Raw genomic sequence first — 18,913 nt, 5'->3', positions numbered from 1 at the left:
TTCGGGCTTCGGGCTTCGGGCTTCGGGCTTCGGGCTTCGGGCTTCGGGCTTCGGGCTTCGGGCTTCGGGCTTCGGGCTTCGGGCTTCGGGCTTCGGGCTTCGGGCAGAATATCGAACGCTTGTCGCCCATCACAACGGCGGCGCGCGATGACTGCGGTCGCCGTGATGTCTTGCAGAGCGCATTTACCGCTCGATCAGGGGGATGTTGGTGCCGAGAAAGTAGGCGCGCTGCACCCGCATATTTTCATCAAATTCATAAACCAAGGGGATGCCAGTGGGGATTTGCGCACGGATGATCTCCTCGTCTGAGAGGTGGTTCAGTTGCTTGACCAGCGCCCGTATTGAATTGCGATGAGCGATCACTAGCAGGCGTTCGCCCGCAAGGACTCGGGGAACCAGCGAAGTCTGCCAGTAGTGCATCACCCGATCACCGGTCATGCGCAGGCTCTCCCCTAACGGAAACTCTCCCGGCGCCAGATGCGCATAGCGGCGATCGTAGCCGGAAAAGCGATCGTGAATCGAGGTGAGCGGCGGCGGCGGAACGTCATAACTTTTTCGCCACTGATGCACCCGCGCTTTGCCGAGCCGTTCGGCCGTTTCTGCCTTGTTCAGACCTTGCAGCGCGCCGTAGTGGCGCTCGTTTAAACGCCAGTTTTTTTCCACCGGCAGCCACTGCAAACCCAGCTCATCAAGCGCAATTTGCAGCGAATGCACGGTGCGCTTCAGTACCGAAGTACAGGCGGCGTCAAACGTAAACCCTGCCTGTCTGAGCGATTGCGCCGCCAGCCGCGCTTCTTCTCGTCCCTTGTCGGTCAGCGGCACATCGACCCACCCGGTGAATCGATTCTGATCATTCCATTCGCTTTCACCATGCCGCAATAGCACCAACTTAAACACAGCCATATTTTTTCCTTAACACGCTTTAACTTTCACATTCATCCACAGCCGATGCCATCGCTTATATTGATTCTCGTGACGGATTTGGCATCGTCCGCAATTTCCATCCACAGGGGGGCTTTGTGAGACGTTCCGCCGTCGTTGCAGACCTCATTGCCCGCGGCTCACCGGCCTGATTTTACGCTGTTTGCGATCAGATTATCTGGCGTCCATACATCATGCAATTATTAATTCCCCAAATGATAGGTATCGAATCAGATATTTATGCTGAAGTGATATCACGATAAAAATAAGCCAAATCGCCTAATTAATTCTCTTCACTTAATTGAAATCAGTGTCATTTATCATTATTTAACATATTAAAAACACACCTTACAAATGCCTTCATTTATTTATCCTTTACCCGTTCAATTTTCACATTGTTTATTATTACAGCAAAACAATATATTAATATAAGTGCATCGTATTATATTTAACTTTTATTTATGGCGTAAGATCCCATCTCAGACAGTTGTTTATCCTGTTTTTTGCCTTTAGGCTGCATTCACCCCCCGCAAAAGTCATTCTTGAAAATACTGAAGTGGCGCAGAAGGAAGTGCTGTCTCAGCCATTCTTTCTCCGTCACTCTGACCTGATTTAGGCAATAAAGCTGTTACGGTTTTATTGCCAATCCGCAGAGAACTGGCAGAAGAGAAATATTTGTAGCGGTAATACCGATTTCGTTAATGACCAATTAGCGTGGCCTATAAATAATAAGCAATCGTAACTTAGGCGTAAAACATGACTCGGCGCCCTCATTGGGGCCTCTCTGCTGTCTACCGGCTTCTCGGCATTCACAGCAACCACGACGGTTTCTGTTTCGGGCAGGACCGNTCACTTCGTAGGGTAGATCATCAACGCCGCCTACGCAGTAAGTACAAGCTCCACTAATCAAACGGTGAATTTGGGTCAGTACCGTAATGCGAACTTCGCTTCGGTCGGCACCTCATCAGGAAAAGTGTCTTACACCATCAGCCTTGAAGACGGCGATGCCTCCGTCTCCACGACCGCCGCCGTTGCGTTTACTGGCAACGCAGACGCCAATGACAACACGCTGCTTTCCGTCAGCAACATCAGCGGCGGCTGTGCAGGCGTAGCCTCTGGCGTAGGTATTGAAGTCTCCAGTAGCAAAGGCGTGGTACTGCCGCNCTTTCTCAACCGCGCAAACGCTGCTGAGCGGCACCAACACGCTGTACTTCAACGCGCGCTATAAATCTAAGCTGGCTAGCGTCGCCACCAGTGAAGCGGATGCCGACGCCACCTTTACTCTGAATTATCAGTAGCGTTGTCACGGGCAACCGTTGCGCTGGGCAAGGGGCATCGCAACGGTTCCGGCAAGGAAAAGGTATTCAGCCTTCCATGCGACATGGTCAGTGAGCCGTCTTCTTGTAGCTTCTTGAGCACGCGCAGGATCGTACTCTTGGACAGGGATGTACGCTGACTAATAAAAGAAAGCACGGTGAAACGTTTTCTCACTTCTGGTGGCAGGCGTTTTAGCGATGCCAACATTTTTGTGACGATGGAAACGGAGTCACCGCCGCTATCGACGCAATAATTAAGCAGCGAAGTAAAATGGTAATTAACAATATTTAAGACATCATCGAATCGTTGATATGCCGTCACCACGCGTAATGCGGTATCGAATGACACGCAGTAAATTTTTCCATAATCGATTCTTTCAATATAAACTTCGTTGGCGCCATAAATCGCCGTAGACCAACCAATAATACAGGGGGCTAAAAGCACACAGAGCACCCGGTTGTCTTTGGCGCTTTTCATAAGAAATTCACCTTCTTCGATAAAATAAATCAGTCGAGTCTCTGCAACATGGAAATGATATCTCCTTTTCCCTTTAACGACCTCGGTCGGTTGGGCAAGTTTCCGATGGGGTGAAAGTATTTTTGTCAAACGAGATATAGATTGCAGCAGACTAATCATTCAAATAACCTTTAAAAATAAAACAAAAATACCACTGCAGCCGAACACGGTATTCGACGGCATGATATTTAACTTTTGATAACAGGAGAAAAAACGACCAGGAAATTACGTATTTTCTTAATATGCCTGAGCATCAGAATATCCCCCTCAGAGACTGACTTTGCTCTATTATCTTTATGGCTGACCACGTAAAACGTGTGGTTTTAAATGCTTTTAATCGCCCTCCCTAAGGTTCAAACCAAAAACAATAAAATTAACAATGTTCACCCCCTCCCAAAGCTCGCATTCCTCCAGTAAACATAAAAAATCATAATAGCGTGAAAAAATATACACAGATAACGTCAACAACCAGACAGTCTAGTTATAAAATAGCGACCATAATAAGCTCGAAAGAGGAAAAACCAATATTCTGATATTCAAATGAAACTCGGTGTTAAATTATTGTTCATTCTCTTTGTAGTAGCGCATTCACTATGTTAACTGTTTGATTTACAGCCAAACAGAGAGAATCATTCGCGGGAGAACCGCCCCATTATGCGTAAAAATATAAATGAAGTTATACGATAATATTAAAAATAAAATATTAAGCCTTATGAGTATAATGGGCTGGCCCTTCATTGTTATCGCTTTCAAAGCATTCTCATTTATATATTTTGTTGCTAAATACGAAAACAACAATACGGCAACACCTATCCTCTATGATAATACGACCGGCCTGGTATTATATACGTATCAACACTACAAGGCATCATCCTATCCGGATTTTTGTTCAGGAATGAAGCTTAGGGAGGCATTAGTGCAAAAAACACCCGCAGAGAATAAATAGCTATCGAAACCGAAAACCGTCATGTGAGAAATAACCTCAAGGGGATTCCATCAATACTCGATGAGTTCTTTATCTTTATTGCTATCTGGCATTATTCCATCACAAAAAAACAGCAAGACCAACCCAGCAAATAAAATAGATACCTTGGCTAACTGAAGCCACATCATCGTATATCTAATAACAGTGTGATTGACATCATCTATGTCTCCCGGACATACGCTTGTTATTTTCTCTATTGATAAAAATCAACTCACCGATTCATCCTCATCGTATTTTCTTACCCAAAAATCGCCTTATTTGACCCAGCTTAATACCAGATTTCGATCATTCCTGTCGGAAAAATAATGATGCCCCCCCCCCCCCCACTCCTTCATATTCACAGCATGACGCCAAGAGAGTAATACGACGAAATCTCCGACGAGGTCATAAATTCGATGTTCGCATTAACAGGGCAAGGGAAATTTTACCCGTAGTTTGTCTTTCTTTACTCATCGCAATATTTCCTCTGGTCACTCTATTTCGGACCCTCATTGTCCTCCAGCATAGTGACTTTATGATTAACGCAGCATAAAGCAGGAGGAAGACAAGAGCTGGCACGTTTGTCGGTTCAAGGATAGGGATGTTTGTAGATAGCGACAGTCAAAGATAACCACGTTGAAATAAACGAGCTGAGAACGGAGTTTCGCGCCCACCCTTATGGCGAAGGGGTGACGTGATCAGGCAAGTGACAGGATAGCGCAAGGGGCGAACATGATACCGTCTGCGGCTTCATGGTATAGAGGATAACATGCGACAGTCATCGATTGCCTCGGCGGTTCACCGCCCGACGACTGGGCGCGGCAGCAAAGATTCCTCATCTGCATGTCACGCTGATGTCCAGCGACAGTATAGGGTGAAGGCGCGTCATTCTTACAGGAAGTGACCAAGGCACCGCTCGCATCGGGCAAAAAAAACGCGCGCAGCCGGACAGCTACACGCGTTCAAAGAATAAAAAAACGCCGACAAAAAAAACGCTGCCGGCGGCCGACAACCGACGGTTCGTGTGATGATCTACGACATAGCACTGCCGCAACCGGCATCACCGATGAGATAATCCTCCCTGACACAGGAAAGGATTAATCCTCACAAATCAAACCATATTTTGGATAACCATTTTTCGAGGTAACCATTCAAAAAAATGGTATTATTATTGCTACTTGATAAAAACAACGAATAAGAGACCATGGCCCTCAGGATTCCAGGGCCGTGAGGATGTTCATGACTCATTTCGCGTTTCTATTATTGCTCACGGAGTTAATTGGCGATTAATAAAATAACCTATACCAGTGCAATTAAGTACGTCGGGAACATCATAAAATAAATAAAAAGAAAAGTGATAGGAAAATTTTCAATTCCTGCATAAATCTTTACATAATCTAATTCTAATGACGCCAAATATTCGGGGTGAACAACATGAAAAACACCAATTATCAGGTGGTTAAAAACACCCCCCATGTTTACATTGATGCATTTATAAATTTAGCCCGCTAATATATGAAATATAAGTTTTAACCGAAACTTGCTAGTTATCCAATAATGTATTTTATCTAACACATTCATTATTACTGGGGGCTGATATTGACGAATAATAAAGCAGATAAATACGAAACAAGCATTCCGTTTAGCATTCATTGAAGCACCTTTTAATAACCAGCCAGGGAGCAAGACGTGGTAACAAAGGGAAAAAAATTCGAGATAAAAATAACTCCACCGAAAACTCATCATCCGCACGGCGTCAGTTTAAATAGATTAGTTAGGTCGTATTCCTCCTCCACGCACACCATTTTCTGCTTCCATTAGCGGAGAGCGAGTGCGCATTCAGACGGCCTTGCCGCGTTCAACATCAACACCTGCTGGTGATCATTCGAATACGAAGCGCAGAAAGCAGTGATCTCAATGGCACACGGCTGAATCGTGTCTAAACTTAAATGTTGAAAAGACACCATTTTTATCGAAGAGAGAACTTTTGACTCAAACTTTGAAATTGTTGAATGCATTGGTGCCGCAGGTCGCGGATCTCTCGCGGGAGATGCCGAGCGAAGTGCGTTATCAACGCTTACTCGATTCGCTAAACATCCTAATCCCGTCGGACGCGACGGTGCTGTTGCAATTGGAAGGCGAAGAGTTATCCCCGGTGGCGATCCACGGTCTGAATCAGGACGCATTAAAACGTCGCTTCATTTTAGACGAACACCCGTGCTTCGCCGCCATGCTCGCCACCGCCAACGTGATGCACTTTCCGCCGGATACCGGGGTGCCCGATCCCTTCGTCGGCCTGTTCGAAACCGAACGGACTGACGCGGGCAAGACCGACGTTCTCAGCTGTGTTTTGCGTCTGGATCAGCACATCTGGGGATTGCTGACGCTGCATACGTTTAACGGCCATGAATTCCCCGCCGAGGCGCTTAAAACCCTGGAGATATTCGGTGAGATTGCCTCTGCGACCTTGTCGGCCAGTACCCAGGTCGATCGGCTCAAATCTACGCTGCAAAGCGAAAACTTGCGCGCCGAAGCCTTTCGCCTGACGGCGGTAAATGGACACGACGAACTCATCGGCAACAGCGAACCCTTTGAGCTGCTGATGGATGATATTGAATTGGTCGCCTCCAGCGATATGACGGTGCTCATCACCGGCGAAACCGGGGTGGGTAAAGATTTGGTCGCTCGTCGACTGCATGCGCGATCTCGTCGCGCCAATGCGCCGTTCATCGTCATCAACTGCGCCGCCCTGCCCGCCCCTCTGCTGGAGAGCATCCTTTTCGGCCACGTGCGCGGCGCGTTTTCGGGAGACTCGTCAGACCGCCGCGGCAAGTTTCAACTCGCCAACGGCGGCACACTGTTTCTCGACGAAATCGGCGAGCTTTCGCAGGAAACACAGGCCAAACTGCTTAGCGTATTGCAGGACGGAAAATCGCAGCGCATTGGCTCCTCCAACCCACATAACGTAAATATCCGACTCATCGCCGCCACTAATCGCAACCTGTTCGCGGAAGTTCAGTCCGGCGAATTTCGCGCCGATCTGTATCATCGACTGTGCGCGTTCCCCATTCATGTTCCGGCGCTGCGAGAACGTCAGCAGGACATTCAGCTGTTAGCGAACACATTTGTCGCACAAAACCGCAACCGCATGGGACTGAAAGGGCTACGCCTGGCACCCACGGCGCAAACGGCGCTGTCACGCTACGAGTGGCCGGGCAACGTGCGCGAGTTAGAACAAACCATCAGCCGCGCCACGCTGCGGGCGACCGGACGACTCACGTCGTATCCGGCTAAACGCGCGATCTCAGTCACTATCAGCGACAAAGATCTTGGGTTGGATATGCACGAGAAGCTACAGCATGACGTTGCGGCCAATGAACCGCAGCGGTTCTCCACGCTCGACGCCCCTCAGCAGGATCTGCGCGCGGCGGTCAACGAGTTTCAAAAACAGCTCATCGAACGCACTCTCTATAACCATCATGGCGATATTTCGTCGGCAGCCCGGGAGCTAGGTATCGACTCGGCCAATTTGACACATCTGGCACATCGGTTAGGCGTCGTCACCCAGCCCGAAAAAGCCGTTCGTACCAGCAACTCCGACCGCTAATCTTCCGTTTTTCCGCCCTGGATATCCGGGGCGGCAACGTCATCCTCGGAATATGTTCAGTCAACCTCCGGCAGCGCATACGCAATAATGTAATCGCCCAGTTTGGTGCCGAATGAGCCATGCCCACCGGCGGCAATCACCACATACTGCTTGCCGTTGACGGCATAGGTCATCGGTGTCGCTTGTCCGCCGGCAGGCAGACGCGCTTCCCACAGCAGCTCGCCGTTGCTGATGTTGAACGCCCGCAGATAGTTGTCCGCCGTCGCGGCGATAAACAGCACATTCCCCGCGGTGGAGATCGGCGCGCCCAACATCGGCATACCGACTTTAAACGGCAGCGGTAACGGCGAGCTATCACGCACGGTCCCAATACGTTTTTTCCAGACAATGACGTTGGTTTTCAGATCAACGGCGGAGACAAAGCCCCACGACGGCTGCTTGCACGGAATACCCAGCGGCGATAAAAACGCATTCAGCGTCACGCCGTAAGGAACCCCGTACTGCGGCTGTACGCCGGATTCCGTTCCGGATCCCTCTTTAGCCGCCGGGTTCGGCTCCATCGGATTGTGAGGACCGCGTGGGATCAGCCTTGAGACGAACGGCAGCGCCATCGGATTGGCAATCGCAATTTGACGATCCGTATCGACGGAAATGCCCCCCCNCTCAAACATGCCGAGATTGCCGGGGAAGNCCAGCGTGCCCTGCTCGGACGGGGGCGTAAACGGGCCTTCATAGCGGAGCTGATGAAACATAACGCGGCAGACCAGCTGGTCGTACATCGTCGCGCCCCACATATCCTTGCCGGCCAGATTCTCACGCGGGCGGAAGCTCAGCTGCGAAAAAGGCTGCGTCAGCGAAACGCGATCGCCCTTCGCCGCGCCTTGCGGCACCGGCGTTTCCGGCGCAGGCACGACGGTTTTTCCGTCGCGACGATCCAGCACGAAGATATTGCCGGTTTTCGCCGGCACGTAAACTACCGGCACCGTTTTGCCATCCTGATTAGTGATGTCCGCCAGCGTCGGCTGGGCAGGCACATCCATGTCCCAGAGGTCGTGATGCACCGTCTGATAGAACCAGACCCGCTTGCCGGTGGTCGCGTTCAGCGCCAGCAAGCCACTGGCGAACCGTTCCATCTCCGGCGTGCGATGGCCGCCCCAAATATCCGGCGTGGCGACGCCGGTCGGCAGATACACGATGTCCAGCTTTGCATCATAAGCGGCAGGCGCCCAGGAGTTAGGCGAGTTCGGGGTATAGAACTGCTTGCCCTCGGGTATCTTGTTCGGGTCTTTGCTGCCGGTATCGAATGCCCACAGCAGTTTGCCGGTGTTGACGTCGAAACCCCGGATCACCCCTGACGGTTCCCGCGTCGAGGCGTTATCAGTCACCGCGCCGGCCATCACGATGGTCTTGTCGGTGACGACAGGCGGCGACGTCGGCTCATACGCCCCCGCCAGCGAATACGGCATATTGCTTTGCAGATTCAGCTTGCCGCGATCGGCGAAATTCGGGCACAGCTGACCGCTATCGGCATCCAACGCGTACAGCGAACCGTCGTTCACCGGGAGCAATATGCGGCGCGCGCATAAGCCTGGCGGAGTGCTCTGGGTTGCGGACTGTGCCTCGATCGACGTTTCATGGTATGACACCCCTCGGCAGGTGACATGCTGAAACGTGGGGTTCGTTTTAAGATGCGGATCGAACCGCCACTTCTCCTTGCCTGTCACCGCATCCAGTGCGAACAGCTGCTGATGCGGGGTACAGAGGTAGAGCGTATCGCGGATTTTGATCGGCGTGACTTCGTTGGTGACTTCCACCGGATCGTTCGGCCCTTTCAAATCCCCGGTGCGAAAGCGCCAGACTTCCTTTAGGCTGCCGACGTTTTGATCGGTAATTTGGTTGAGGGGGGAGTAACGCGTCCCTGCCTGAGTTCGGCCATAGGCGGGCCAGTCAGCGTCCGGTACCGCGCTCGCAGGCCGCGGCGCAGCGGGTGTTCCCGCAGCGCGCAGCGTCCCGTTGATTTCTTGTGGATCGTTGAAAATAGCGTAGCCTAACACCCCGACGGCAACCGCCAGTGACAGGATCTGCGCCACCCACGGCAGCTTGGTGCGAAAGGTTAGCTGGTTATAGATAAACGGCAATACCAGCCATAGCCCGAAGAAAAAGACGACGTCCAGACGCGGCGTCAGCGCCCAAAAATCCGTGCCGACTTCCCATACCGCCCATAGCGTTGTCCCCAGTAAAAACAGCCCATGCAACAGGACCGCCGCCGCCCGACGTCGGTACAACAGCCACGCCGTCGCCAGCATCACCGCCCCCGCGATGAGGTAGTACCAGGAGCCATTAAGGCGAACCAGCCAGATACCGCCGAACAACAGATAAAAACCGCTCACTACGGCGAATAGCACCGTCAGGAGAAGTAGGACACGAGCAGTCCCCGCGCTTTTTTGCATTGTGTTGCCCCTGTAAAAGATTGCCCAGTTAAATAAGCGAGTTTCCCAAGCTGAACGGAGACCGCACAACAAATGAACGTCCGACACACCCCATCCTGGGTTTGGCAAGCGCGGTTAGGGTTGTCATCGACTGGCTGGCGGCCGCATGATGCGCTGGCGATGGGGAGAGATACCCCATCCAGCATCCCCATTCCCCACTTCACTAAAGATAGGTCATCCCTCACGATATTGACGGTTCCGCTGAGGTTTTAAGCACATTCTATGGCTGCTTGCGTCATACGCGGCAGCACGAATCCCGGCGAGCACGACAGCGCAACGACAAGGATGTTGGCGTTCTCGACAACCTTGCGCTTAACGACGTCAATCGCTCGACACATTGACCGCTCCGCGTTCAGTGCAGGGCATCATTTCTGGGGAAAAAGGATGTGGCAGCCGATCACCGGGCAGAATAGTCAGCGGGATATTGCGCGGGAACCGAGCGAAGAAAATCGACCCGCTACTGCGGGCGTGGAAACACCGTGCGGCTCTGGAGATGACGGCCGGCAGGATACCGGCCGTCAGGGGGAAAATTACTCTTTCACCGTATCTTCGAGGAAGAAGCGGCCCAGCGGGTTCTGATAGAAGCCCTTGATGTTTTTACGGCTGACGTTGCGGTACGGGCTGTAATACAGATCGATCCAGTTTACGTCGGCTTTTGCGATTTTCTGTAGATCGATGTACATCTGCTCACGTTTTTTAGGATCGACTTCCAGACGTGCCGCCGCGACCAGCGCTTTCACTTTCTCGTTGTGGTAACGCGTCATGTAGTTCATGTTCGCGTCGTGACCCAGCACGAAAGTGGTTTTCTGATCCGGGTCGAGCACATCGTTGGTCCAGTACATGACGGAAATATCATAGTCGCCGGATACCAGCATGCCCCAGCTCTGGCTCGGGTCCACTTTCTGCAACGTGACGGTCACACCGGCTTTAGCCAGCTGTTGCTGCAGCAGGATAGCGATTTGTTCGTCCACTTCATCGCCCGCGTTCACCACGTAGTTGAGCTTCAGATTGGACGCGCCCGCCTCTGCCAGCATTTTCTTGGCTTTTTCCACGTCATAAGGACGCTTCAGGTTGTTGGCATAGTGGTAAACCGCGCCGGCCGGAATGTAGGAATTCGCCACCTGGCCGTAGCCGAAGGTCACTGTTTTCACGATGGCATCTTTGTCGATGGCGTAGTCCAGCGCCTGACGCACTTCCACTTTCGACAGCAGGCCGTGTTCGTGGTTGATCAGCAGATGATCTTCACGCGTTGACGGGTCCAGATGGATGGCCAGGTTCGGATCTTTTTGCAGGGAGACGATGCGCGAAAACGGAACGTTGATCGCCGCATCCAGTTCGCCCGCCTGCACTTTCAGCATACGCGTGTTGTCATCCGGGATGGTCTGCCACTCAACGCCATCCAGAGAAACAGTGTCCGCACGCCAGTAATGCGGGTTTTTGACCAGCACCACGCGGTCGCCACGCAACCNCTCTTTGATACTGAATGCGCCGGAGCCGACTGGTTTTTCCGCAAACGCTTCTTCGCCCATCGCCTTCATCGCTTTTTCAGAGATGATGGACGCATTCGGCAAAGCCAGCTGAGACAGGAAAGGAACGGACGGTGCTTTCAAGGTGATCACCAGCGTACGCGGGTCCGGCGCTTCCACTTTATCCATCACCATGAACGGGTCGCGCCACAGCGAGTTTTCATTGTCGCGCAGGCGCAGCAGGCTAAATGCGGCGTCGCTGGCCGTCACTGGCGTACCGTCAGAGAATACCGTGTCGCGGATTTTCAGCGTGTAGACTTTGCCGTCCGGAGAAATCGTCCAGCTTTCAGCCAGCGCAGGCTCCAGTTTGGTGCCGGTCTTGTCTACCCAGATCAGGCGGTCAAGCACGTTGGAAAACACCCAGTTGTCCTCATTCTGCGTGGTTCTAATCGGGTCAAAACTGGTGCTGTCCTCGCGTCGTCCAATCGTCAGCACGCCTGCCGCTTGCGCCATTTCACTTGCCACACAAGCCGCCAGCAAAAGCCCGGCGGCCGCAACCTTTAAGTATTTACGCTTCATCAAACATTCCCTCATTTAACGGATTAATGGCTTGTTCGCCTTTGTCGTCCAACACGCAGGCGAAGGTATGACCGACAATGTGTCGGGTCTCTGGCGGCGCGCCATGTTGGCAGCGCGACAACGCATAAGGACAGCGCGGGTGAAACGCGCAGCCTTCCGGCAAAGCCAGCGGGCTGGGCGGTTCGCCCGAAAGAGGATGGGCGGGCAGCGGCCGGTCGGGATCGATTTCCGGAATAGCCGTAATCAACGCCGCGGTGTAAGGATGGCGCGGATGAGTAAACACCGCCTCGACCGGACCCGACTCCACGATACGGCCCAAATACATAACGGCGACGCGGTCGCATAGGCGTCGCACTATCGCCAAATCGTGGGCGATAAACAGGATGGCGAGGCCCATTTTGTCCCGCAGATCCATCAGCAGGTTGATGATCTGCCCTTGAATGGAGACATCCAGCGCCGCCACGCACTCATCGGCGACGATCAGCCGCGGCTCCAATGCCAGCGCCCGGGCAATGCCGGCGCGCTGACACTGTCCGCCGCTTAGGGCGTCGGGCCGACGCAGGCCATGCTCTGGGTTCAGTCCCACCAAAATCAGCAGTTCTCTCACGCGTTCCTGGATCGCGGATTTCGGCACCTTATGATGCACGCGCAGCACCTCGGCGATGCTGTCGCCGATGGTCTGACGCGGATTCAAGGAGGAGAACGGGTCTTGAAAGATCATCGCCGTTTGCTGCCGCAACCGGGCGATCTCCTGTTTGCTGCCCTGCGTAATCGGCTCTCCGTCGAAGTACACGCGGCCGCCGACGGTCGGCTCCAGCTGGAGCAGGGCTCGCCCCAAGGTGCTTTTGCCGCTGCCGGACTCGCCGACCAGACCGAGTACTTCCCCGGCCTGAATGTGTAAGCTGACGCCGTTGACCGCGTGCAGACTCCGTTTATTAAAGAGAAAGCCGCCGACCGGGAAACTGACCTTCAGATCGTCCGCTGCCAGCAGCGGCGCCGTGGATTCAACCGGACTCACTATAGACTCTCCTCGTGGTTCAGCGTGGCGAACGGGTGGTGGCAGGCGGCGCCGTGCGCGTGATTTTGCATTTCACTGTACATATCGGGTCGTACCGCTTTGCAAATCTCGGTGGCGTAACGACAACGAGGATGGAATCGACAACCGCCGGGAAAATGTTCCGCGACCGGCGGTTGTCCTTTGATGGTTGCCATCTGTCCGCTTCCGCCGGCGCTGGCCGGCTGGCAGTCGATCAGTCCCTGCGTGTAGGGATGTAGGGCATCGCCCAGCACCTCGCGTTTGCCGCCCAGCTCACACAGCCGCCCGGCATACATCACGGCGATACGGTCGCAGGTCTGCGCCACGACGCCGAGGTCGTGCGTAATTAGAATAATCGCTACGCCGAGCCGGTCGCGCAAATCGCTCAGCAACCGCAGTATTTGCATCTGCACCGTCACGTCCAACGCCGTCGTCGGCTCATCGGCAATCAGGATTTTTGGCTCGGATGCGAGCGCCACGGCGATCATCGCCCGCTGACGCATCCCACCGGAAAATTCATGGGGATAGTTGTGTATCCGCCGTTCGGGGTCGGGGATCCCCACTTGCCGCAACAGCGCTACGGCATGCGCCTTCGCCTCGCGGCGGCTGGCGCCGAAGTGCAGACGCCGGCTTTCGGCAATTTGCGCGCCAACGGTCATGACCGGATTCAGGTGGCTGGTCGGATTCTGAAAAATCATGCCAATCTCTCGACCACGCACGGTAGACAGCTCTCGATCCGGCAACGAGAGTATATCGCGCCCGTTGAGATTAATTTCGCCGGAGACCACGCGCAGCGCCTCTCCAGGGAGCAGCCGCATCATCGCGCGGCAGGTTACTGTCTTGCCGGAGCCGCTCTCTCCCACCAGCCCGAGGATCTCGCCCTCGCGCAGCTGGAGTGAAACATCATCCACCAGCGCAATGCCCTGACGGTTGACGACTGTCAGATGTGATAACGCCAGTAATGTCATGGCCGTTCTCCCAATAGATCGCCCAGACCGTCCGCCAGCAGGCTGAAGCCCATCGCCAACAGCACAATCGCCAGCCCGGGAAACGTGGTGATCCACCAGGCGGTGGTAATAAAACTTTGCCCTTCGGCCACCATTACGCCCCATTCCGCCGTAGGCGGCTGTACGCCCAGTCCCAGGTAGCTGATCGCCGCGCCGTTGAGCAGCACCAGCACGCAGTCGGACATGGCGAAGACGACAGAGCCAGTTAGCGCGTTGGGCAACAGATGGACGAAGAGAATACGCGGATGGCTAAATCCCAGACTGCGCACCGCCAGCATAAAATCGCGGTGCTTTAACGACAGCACCTGAGCTCGCACCAGTCTGGCGTAAGTCACCCAGCCCACCATCGCCATCGCAATATAGAAGCTGGCTAATCCTGGCCCCAAGACCGCAATAATCGACAGCATCAGCACCAAAAACGGAAACGCCAGTATGATATCGATACACCGCATCAGTAGCGTATCCACCACGCCGCCGACGTAGCCGGAGAGCGCGCCAATCGAGGTACCGATCAAAAACGGAAATATCACGCCCAGCAGACAGATCTGCAGGTCCACGCGCGCCCCCCATATCACGCGAGAGAAAATATCGCGGCCGAAGTTATCGGTGCCGAACAGATGGCTAAGGCCCGGTGACAGCAAGCTGGCGGTAGGGTCCTGCGCAATCGGGTCGAACGGCGCGACCCACGGCGCGAACACGGCTAACAGCGTCCAAAGCCCGACGATCGTCAGACCGCCGCGCAATGCCAGACGGCGGGGGAACGCTAGCCACGACATCCGCCGCATCACAGGTGTCTGACTCATAGTTTGATCCTCGGGTCCAGCGCGACCGTGAGCAAATCGGCGACCAGGTTAACCGTGACGGTTCCCAGCGCAAACACCAGCACGACGCCCTGCACCACCATGTAGTCCCGGCTGAAAATTGCCTTGATTAACAGCTGTCCCATGCCGGGAATAGCGAATACGCTTTCAATCACCACGGTGCTGCCTATCAGCCAGCCGATATTAACCGCCAGCAGATTGATGGTCGGCACCAGCGAATTCGGCAAAATATGCCGCCAGAAAATACGCGACTCCGGTTGCCCNCGCGCGCGCGCGGCCGTCACATAGTCGCTTTTCATTTCCATCAGCAGGCTGGCGCGCAAGTTGCGGGTTAACACCGCAGACAGCGCCAACGCAACCGTCAGACATGGCAACACCATGTGATGCAGGCGATCCAGCAGATCGCGGCCATAACCGGAAACAGGGAACCAGCCCAGTTCGATGCTGAACAACAGGATCATCATGATGCCGAGCCAAAAAGCGGGGAATCCCAGACCGGCGGTGGAGAAAAGTCGAATCACCTGATCGGCCAATTTGCCGCGCCGCCGCGCCGCCCAGGACGCCAGCGGAATGGTGAGCAGCAGCGCTAAAACTACGCTACCCGCAATCAGCCAAATCGTCGGTTCAATACGCGAACTGATGACTTTCAGCGTATCGACTTTATAAACGATGGATTTGCCCAGCTCGCCGTGAAACAGATTACGAAGAAAATAGAAGTACTGTAACCACACCGGCTGGTCTAGCCCGTACTGTTCGCGCACCCGGGCCAGCGCGCCTGGCGTGGCCCGCACGCCGAGAAGAATTCGGGCCGGGTCGCCGGGGATCGCGCGCACCAAGGCGAAGGTGATGACGCTGATGCCGAAAAGCACCGGCAGCAGTTGCAGTGGCCTAAATAATATAAACCGATAACGATGCATACTAATTCCCTGTGTTTATGCTGGCGTATCTATTAATGACACCGCTAAGAACGGCTTGGCACAAACGGGTTGAGCCAGAAATCAAGCAACGCGCGGCGTGACCGGCAATAAAAAAACCGGCCGCATTAAGCGCGATTTGTCAGGGAGCCTACCAGGTCGTTTTTATTCAATAACGACTTACCAGAATGAAGGTCTGGTCGGTGAAAAGCATCATTTTTCAAATAGACGTGTACCCATACTCAAAAATGACCATTCACTTCAATAGTATGCCTTTTTTGTCTTCCCATTTCATTCAACATAAGGGTTTCTAATGAAAGAAAAACACAAAATATCACAAAACCCCCTGACAGACGGGAATCTACCCAATCATACCGGCAGTGAATAGTTAGCAAAAATGCTAGTTTTGCCTTAGCAAAAATGCTAGGTTACGCTTGGTTATTGACCGGGTTGAGGCCGAACATGCGCTCTGGCACCTGTACCGACCATCGTCCTCTTTTTAACGGGCTACATTTTGCGGAGGGTAATCATGGATAAGACTACTCAGCTTACCTCGTTGAAACGTTCAGCTACTTCACTGGACGACGCTTTTGATCACATGTTCGCGCAAACGTTACACCTCGGATTTGACCGAGTGATTTATGACTACGCTCCGGTTCCCCGGACAATGGACGGGACATTGATCAATCCTTCCCTGCTGCGCGTTAATAACGTGCCGGAAGACATGCCCTTGCAGTGGTTCGAAAATGGTTTCTTTCAGATGGATGTCGTACAGCATCACGCTCTGGAAACCTGTGCGCCATTTGTGTGGTCATATCAACGTCCTGAACGGACGCCGCTTCGCTCTCGTATCGGCGAAGAGCATCAGTGCGTCACGCATTATATGCGTGAAAACGGCATGCCATGCGGCGCGACCGTACCGTTACACCTGCCTCGCGGAGGCTTCGCCACCGTGACCGCCATTCTGAACAGCTCTCACGAAGAACAGGACATCAGCAGCACCTTATCCGATCTGACCTTTATTGCTCACCGTTTCCAGGAATCGGCATTTCCCCTGTTCAGCGAAGATCTGATGACCTGTCAGTACGTCCATCTGACCAAGCGAGAACGCGAATGCTTGGCGTGGTCGGCGGAAGGCCTGACGGCGAAAGAGATCGCCCGCAAACTGAACCGTTCGGTCGCGACCGTCACGCTGCATCTGAACAACGCCACCAAGAAACTAGGGGCGAATAATCGGGTGCAGGCCGTCGTTCGCGCCATGTACTATCACCTCCTCGATAGCTAAAACTATCTATTTTACTAGCTTTCCGCCTTCGCTGACGCGCCTTACTCTTAAGCCAGACTTAACAGACATAAGAGTGACCGTCATTTATGAACACTGTCAGCGAAGGCTTCGCCCCTTTTCTCCAGTATCAAACCTGGTACCGAATCACTGGTGATTTACATAATGGTATGACACCGTTGGTCGTTGTCCACGGCGGTCCCGGCTGCACCCACGACTACGTTGATTCATTTAAAGATATCGCCAACACAGGGCGTCCTGTCGTTCATTACGATCAGTTAGGTAATGGCCGTTCAACGCACTTACGGGAAAAACCAGCCGATTTCTGGCAGATCGCTTTGTTCCTTGATGAGCTGGATAACCTGTTAAAACATCTTAACATTCAGGACGACTATGCCCTGCTGGGTCAGTCCTGGGGCGGCATCTTGATTTCAGAACACGCCGTAAGATGTCCAACCGGTTTGAAAGCTATCGTTATCGCCAACTCGCCGGCGTCTATCCCGTTATGGCTGCAGGCCGCCGCGAAACTGCGCAACGAATTGCCAGAAGCGGTCCAGGCCACACTGCTGGAACATGAAACGGCGGGAACGGTGGATAGCGAAGCCTATCGCGAAGCATCACAGGTGTTTTATCAACGTCATGTCTGCCGCTTAAATCCGTGGCCGGCTGAGGTCACACACACCTTTAATGCTATCGATGAGGACCCTACGGTTTATCACGCTATGAATGGGCCGACAGAGTTCCATGTTATTGGCAGCTTGAAAGACTGGAGCATCATCGATCGTGTTAAAGCAATCAACGTCCCCGCCCTTCTGATCTCGGGGCGTTACGACGAAGCATCGCCAGAAACCATCCAACCTTTTGCAGACGGCATCACTGATGTTGAGTGGGTTATTTTTGAACACTCAAGCCATATGCCGCATGTCGAAGAGCGCGAAGAATGCATGAAAACCGTCGGTAGTTTTCTGCAGAAGAAGATTAGATAACATAAGAAGAAAGGCCAATACCAGGGAAGGCGACATTTTGTCGCCATTATAAAACGCGCCGGCGAAAACGGCCGGCGCGTTTCTTTTTTTGACGCGCGATTAAAGCGCCAGGCTTGACCATTAGGCCCCGAGATTAACCGCCTGCTACTTAAGCTCATGTGTTCAGGCTATCGATCTGCTCCTTACTCACTTCTGACAAGTTCGCCAAGGAACAGTACGATCTTGGTTACATCGGCATTTCTTTGTTCCTCACACGTCCGGTTGATTTTACCCTGCGCTTGTCGCTCTGCGATGGTGGGGTATCCGCGCCTCTCGCAAACGCCCCGGTCGCGCCATTGCTCCCCCCTTCCTCATTGACGAGGGATGGACAGGACCGATCCCTGTTTACAACTCAATCGGCACGTGCAGCATCAGCGTCGCCTCACGACCAGTCCTGAGCCTCTCGAACGGGCTGGCGACTGGTGGCGATACCGGAAAGCCACGCCAGCCGTCGTCAACAGATACNCCACCATCCCCGCGGCCCCAAGATACACGACGAGTCCATTCACCCTGCTCAAGAACAGGCCCTGCGCTGGCTCTGAAACAGGAGTCCACCTCCAATACCTGCGAAAGCGACAACAGCACCGACGGATAGCTCATAGACCCGACTGATAGCGCAGATTACGCGCCAAGTCATGCAGAAATGGGTTGCTGAAGGTATTAGACACCGGCAACGCCACGCCCAACAGCATGGCGAAAATGAAGAAAACCACCATACGCGGCGTTTTGAACAGGGATAAAGCTAAACCTTCCAGCCCCCCCAGCGCGTTGAACAACGTACCGCCCCCCTTTGCGATACGGCGCGCGGCGTCAGCATCAGGGAGTACAACGCCAACAGCAGCGAACCCGCTCGCGCTCGTCGACACCTGTGGGCCATCCGGCTAAACGTCAAAAAGAGGTTTTCTTATCAAGAATTTTTTCTGCGGACACGAATAAATAGCATAAAGCTGATTAATATACGCGGGATGC

General features: G+C 53.5%; 13 protein-coding genes and 1 pseudogene. 4 read left to right on the top strand and 10 right to left on the bottom strand.

All coding sequences use genetic code 11. The annotated features are described in order from the left end of the window. Positions 1-183 precede the first annotated feature (183 nt). A complete protein-coding gene (gene gpmA / locus RZ35_RS00780) occupies positions 184-903 on the bottom strand; it encodes a 2,3-diphosphoglycerate-dependent phosphoglycerate mutase (RefSeq protein WP_026741589.1) in 720 nt (239 codons plus the stop codon). A 790-nt stretch (positions 904-1,693) separates the two neighbouring features. Between gpmA and fimA the strand changes: the two are divergent. Continuing rightward, positions 1,694-2,219, top strand: a pseudogene (gene fimA, locus RZ35_RS18645) (type 1 fimbrial major subunit FimA). On the opposite strand, the gene RZ35_RS00770 reads toward fimA, so the two are convergent. Continuing rightward, complete coding sequence (locus tag RZ35_RS00770) at positions 2,200-2,874, bottom strand: helix-turn-helix domain-containing protein (protein ID WP_081825673.1); 675 nt, start codon at positions 2,872-2,874, stop codon at positions 2,200-2,202. The pseudogene fimA and the gene RZ35_RS00770 sit on opposite strands and share 20 nt — an antisense overlap. Before the next feature lie 2,831 nt (positions 2,875-5,705). Here RZ35_RS00770 and norR point away from each other — a divergent pair. Continuing rightward, positions 5,706-7,325 (top strand): nitric oxide reductase transcriptional regulator NorR, encoded by a 1,620-nt coding sequence (gene norR / locus RZ35_RS00760; RefSeq protein WP_026741586.1) that lies wholly within the window; start codon positions 5,706-5,708, stop codon positions 7,323-7,325. Between the two features lie 56 nt (positions 7,326-7,381). On the opposite strand, the gene RZ35_RS00755 is transcribed toward norR, so the two are convergent. The 7 genes from RZ35_RS00755 to RZ35_RS00730 all read right to left on the bottom strand — a co-directional run bounded on the left by RZ35_RS00755 (position 7,382) and on the right by RZ35_RS00730 (position 15,640). Then, the gene (locus RZ35_RS00755; protein WP_026741585.1) at positions 7,382-9,775 is read right to left on the bottom strand and encodes a glucose/quinate/shikimate family membrane-bound PQQ-dependent dehydrogenase; all 2,394 of its coding nucleotides are present in this window, start codon (positions 9,773-9,775) and stop codon (positions 7,382-7,384) included. A 248-nt stretch (positions 9,776-10,023) separates the two neighbouring features. Then, on the bottom strand, positions 10,024-10,152 hold the full coding sequence (locus RZ35_RS18420) for a hypothetical protein (protein WP_268748606.1): 129 nt from the start codon (positions 10,150-10,152) through the stop codon (positions 10,024-10,026). A gap of 192 nt (positions 10,153-10,344) precedes the next feature. Then, positions 10,345-11,859, bottom strand: coding sequence for an ABC transporter substrate-binding protein (locus RZ35_RS00750; protein WP_026741584.1), 1,515 nt, complete (start codon positions 11,857-11,859; stop codon positions 10,345-10,347). Then, on the bottom strand, positions 11,849-12,877 hold the full coding sequence (locus tag RZ35_RS00745; RefSeq protein ID WP_036152279.1) for an ABC transporter ATP-binding protein: 1,029 nt from the start codon (positions 12,875-12,877) through the stop codon (positions 11,849-11,851). Before RZ35_RS00745 ends, RZ35_RS00750 begins: the two co-directional genes overlap by 11 nt. Further along, entirely contained in the window at positions 12,877-13,863 is a 987-nt protein-coding gene (locus tag RZ35_RS00740) for an ABC transporter ATP-binding protein (protein WP_026741582.1), read from the bottom strand. The genes RZ35_RS00745 and RZ35_RS00740 overlap by 1 nt, the downstream gene beginning before the upstream one ends. Beyond that, entirely contained in the window at positions 13,860-14,705 is an 846-nt protein-coding gene (locus RZ35_RS00735; RefSeq protein ID WP_036152277.1) for an ABC transporter permease, read from the bottom strand. Before RZ35_RS00735 ends, RZ35_RS00740 begins: the two co-directional genes overlap by 4 nt. Next, on the bottom strand, positions 14,702-15,640 hold the full coding sequence (locus RZ35_RS00730; RefSeq protein WP_036152274.1) for an ABC transporter permease: 939 nt from the start codon (positions 15,638-15,640) through the stop codon (positions 14,702-14,704). Before RZ35_RS00730 ends, RZ35_RS00735 begins: the two co-directional genes overlap by 4 nt. 526 nt (positions 15,641-16,166) lie before the next feature. Between RZ35_RS00730 and RZ35_RS00725 the strand changes: the two genes are divergently transcribed. Beyond that, positions 16,167-16,922: a LuxR family transcriptional regulator gene (locus RZ35_RS00725; RefSeq protein ID WP_051625423.1), complete on the top strand. Its 756-nt coding sequence runs from the start codon at positions 16,167-16,169 to the stop codon at positions 16,920-16,922. An 86-nt stretch (positions 16,923-17,008) separates the two neighbouring features. Next, positions 17,009-17,905 (top strand): proline iminopeptidase-family hydrolase, encoded by an 897-nt coding sequence (locus tag RZ35_RS00720; RefSeq protein WP_026741578.1) that lies wholly within the window; start codon positions 17,009-17,011, stop codon positions 17,903-17,905. 635 nt (positions 17,906-18,540) lie between these two features. On the opposite strand, the gene RZ35_RS18205 is transcribed toward RZ35_RS00720, so the two are convergent. Continuing rightward, positions 18,541-18,810, bottom strand: coding sequence for a hypothetical protein (locus RZ35_RS18205; RefSeq protein ID WP_026741577.1), 270 nt, complete (start codon positions 18,808-18,810; stop codon positions 18,541-18,543). Between the last annotated feature and the right edge of the window lie 103 nt (positions 18,811-18,913).

The organism is Lonsdalea quercina subsp. quercina (assembly GCF_000688655.1).
Lineage (GTDB): Bacteria > Pseudomonadota > Gammaproteobacteria > Enterobacterales > Enterobacteriaceae > Lonsdalea > Lonsdalea quercina.
This window is presented reverse-complemented; position numbering and strand designations above follow the sequence as displayed.

Bases quoted from the DNA above. Each gene is read 5' to 3' on its own strand.
- gpmA (WP_026741589.1), bottom strand. From the start codon at position 903: ATGGCTGTGTTTAAGTTGGTGCTATTGCGGCATGGTGAAAGCGAATGG.
- RZ35_RS00770 (WP_081825673.1), bottom strand. From the start codon at position 2,874: ATGATTAGTCTGCTGCAATCTATATCTCGTTTGACAAAAATACTTTCA.
- RZ35_RS18420 (WP_268748606.1), bottom strand. From the start codon at position 10,152: ATGTGTCGAGCGATTGACGTCGTTAAGCGCAAGGTTGTCGAGAACGCC.
- RZ35_RS00740 (WP_026741582.1), bottom strand. From the start codon at position 13,863: ATGACATTACTGGCGTTATCACATCTGACAGTCGTCAACCGTCAGGGC.
- RZ35_RS00735 (WP_036152277.1), bottom strand. From the start codon at position 14,705: ATGAGTCAGACACCTGTGATGCGGCGGATGTCGTGGCTAGCGTTCCCC.
- RZ35_RS00725 (WP_051625423.1), top strand. From the start codon at position 16,167: ATGGATAAGACTACTCAGCTTACCTCGTTGAAACGTTCAGCTACTTCA.
- RZ35_RS00720 (WP_026741578.1), top strand. From the start codon at position 17,009: ATGAACACTGTCAGCGAAGGCTTCGCCCCTTTTCTCCAGTATCAAACC.